Annotated in this window: 1 protein-coding gene; it reads left to right on the top strand. The window is 50.7% G+C overall.

Annotation, left to right across the window (positions count from 1 at the left end):
• A partial coding sequence (locus tag Q0277_RS07185; RefSeq protein ID WP_297996856.1) for an AMP-binding protein occupies positions 1–1,808 on the top strand: 1,808 nt, incomplete at its 5' end.
• Positions 1,809–1,855: the final 47 nt, after the last annotated feature.

The raw sequence follows: 1,855 nt of genomic DNA, 5'->3' as shown, positions 1-1,855 counted from the left end.
CCGTAATCGTGCCTTTTTACATCAGAGGGCTTTGGGGATCGACGTTTTCGCGCGCCAGCGAGCATTATAAAAGAACGATCTCGCAAAACGGCAAAAACGCACTTCGCGTAAGCTTCGGCGCGCCGATTGAGGCAAATTCCAAGGCGCATGAAGTAAAACGTGCGGTAACGGAGCTATCGTTTTTCAGCTGGGGCAAATACCTCGCAAGCCTAAAGCCGCTTGCCTACAACTGGCTAAATCAAGCCAAAAGATCGCCTTTTAAGCGCGTAGCGGTCGATAGCACGGGAGCAAGTCTCACAAATTTAGCGATGATGAGCGCCGTTTTGATACTTCGCAAAAGACTAAAGAGTCGCATAAGCAGCGAGGAAAACGTCGGTATCATTTTGCCTAGCTCGGTCATCGCAAGCGCCGTAAATTTAACGCTTTTTGCGATGGGCAAAACGAGCGTAAATTTAAACTACACGCTAAGCGAGGAAAATTTAATCTACTGCGCGGATAAAGCAAATATCCGCACGATCATCAGCTCGCGAAAATTCGTAGAAAAACTCAAATCAAAGGGCTTTGAGCTGGAAAGCTCGATCGGCGATCGGCTCGTGTACCTTGAGGATCTAAGCGAGGGCGTCTCTAAAAACGAGCGCATAGCCTGCGCGCTAAAATCGCTGCTGATGCCTAAAATTTTATTTCGCGCGCTGTATTTTAAGCCGCACGCGATAGAGGACGTAGCGACCATTTTATTTAGCAGCGGCAGCGAGGGAAAGCCCAAAGGCGTGGTTTTGACGCACAAAAATATAATGGCGAACGTCCGCCAAATTTCGGAGCTCATAAATGCCACCGAGCACGACGCGATTTTAGCGTCGCTACCGATCTTTCACTGCTTCGGGCTTACCGTAACGACGCTCTTTCCGCTAAACGACGGAATTTTAAGCATCCACGTGCCCGATCCTACGGACGCCTTTAGCGTCGGCAAGATGAGCGCGAAATACGGCGCTACGATAATGTTCGGCACGTCGACGTTTTTTAGACTCTACACCAAAAATAAAAGGCTCAATCCGCTTATGCTGGCAAGCATTCGCCTGGCGATTGCGGGCGCGGAGAAGCTAAACGAAAATGTCCGAAAGGAATTTAAGATAAAATTCGGCATCGAAATTTACGAGGGATACGGCACGACCGAGACTGCGCCGGTTGTGAGCGTAAATACGCCGAACGTCCTCGAGCCCGATTTTTTCAAAGAGCTTCACTTCAACCGCGAAAAGAGCGTCGGCTTGCCGCTTGCGGGCACGGTCATAAAGATCACCGATCCCGCCTCGCTGCAGCCGCTGCCAAACGGGCAGGAGGGGCTTATCTTAATCGGCGGACATCAGGTTATGAAGAAATACTACGATGAGCCGGCAAAAACCGCAGAAGCAATCGCGCAAATAAACGGCGTACGCTACTACAAGAGCGGCGACATCGGCTATATCGACGACGACGGGTTTTTATTTATCACCGATCGTCTTTCGCGCTTTGCCAAAATCGGCGGCGAGATGATCAGCCTGGGCGCGGTAGAGAGCGCCGTGGGCGAAATTTTAGGCGAAAGCGCGATCTATTCGTGCGTGAACCTAAAAGACGAGAAAAAGGGCGAAAAGATCGCTCTGCTTTACGTGGGCGAGGTGAGCGAGGATGAAATTTCGCGCCGCCTAAAGGACTCCGCGCTGGCGCCGATAATGCAGCCAAGCGTCATAAAAAAAGTGGAGCAAATCCCGGTGCTTGGCAGTGGCAAGGTAAATCTCAAAGCGGTAAAGGATCTGGCGATAGAGCTCGGGCTGTAAATTTCAAAGCCTTAAATTTACGCCTTGCTGCGCTATTTGCGCGAAGT

Origin of the sequence: uncultured Campylobacter sp. (genome assembly GCF_938030815.1) — a bacterium.
GTDB lineage: Bacteria > Campylobacterota > Campylobacteria > Campylobacterales > Campylobacteraceae > Campylobacter_B.
The sequence above is the reverse complement of the archived record's forward strand: the minus strand, read 5'-3'. Positions and strand labels throughout refer to the sequence as shown.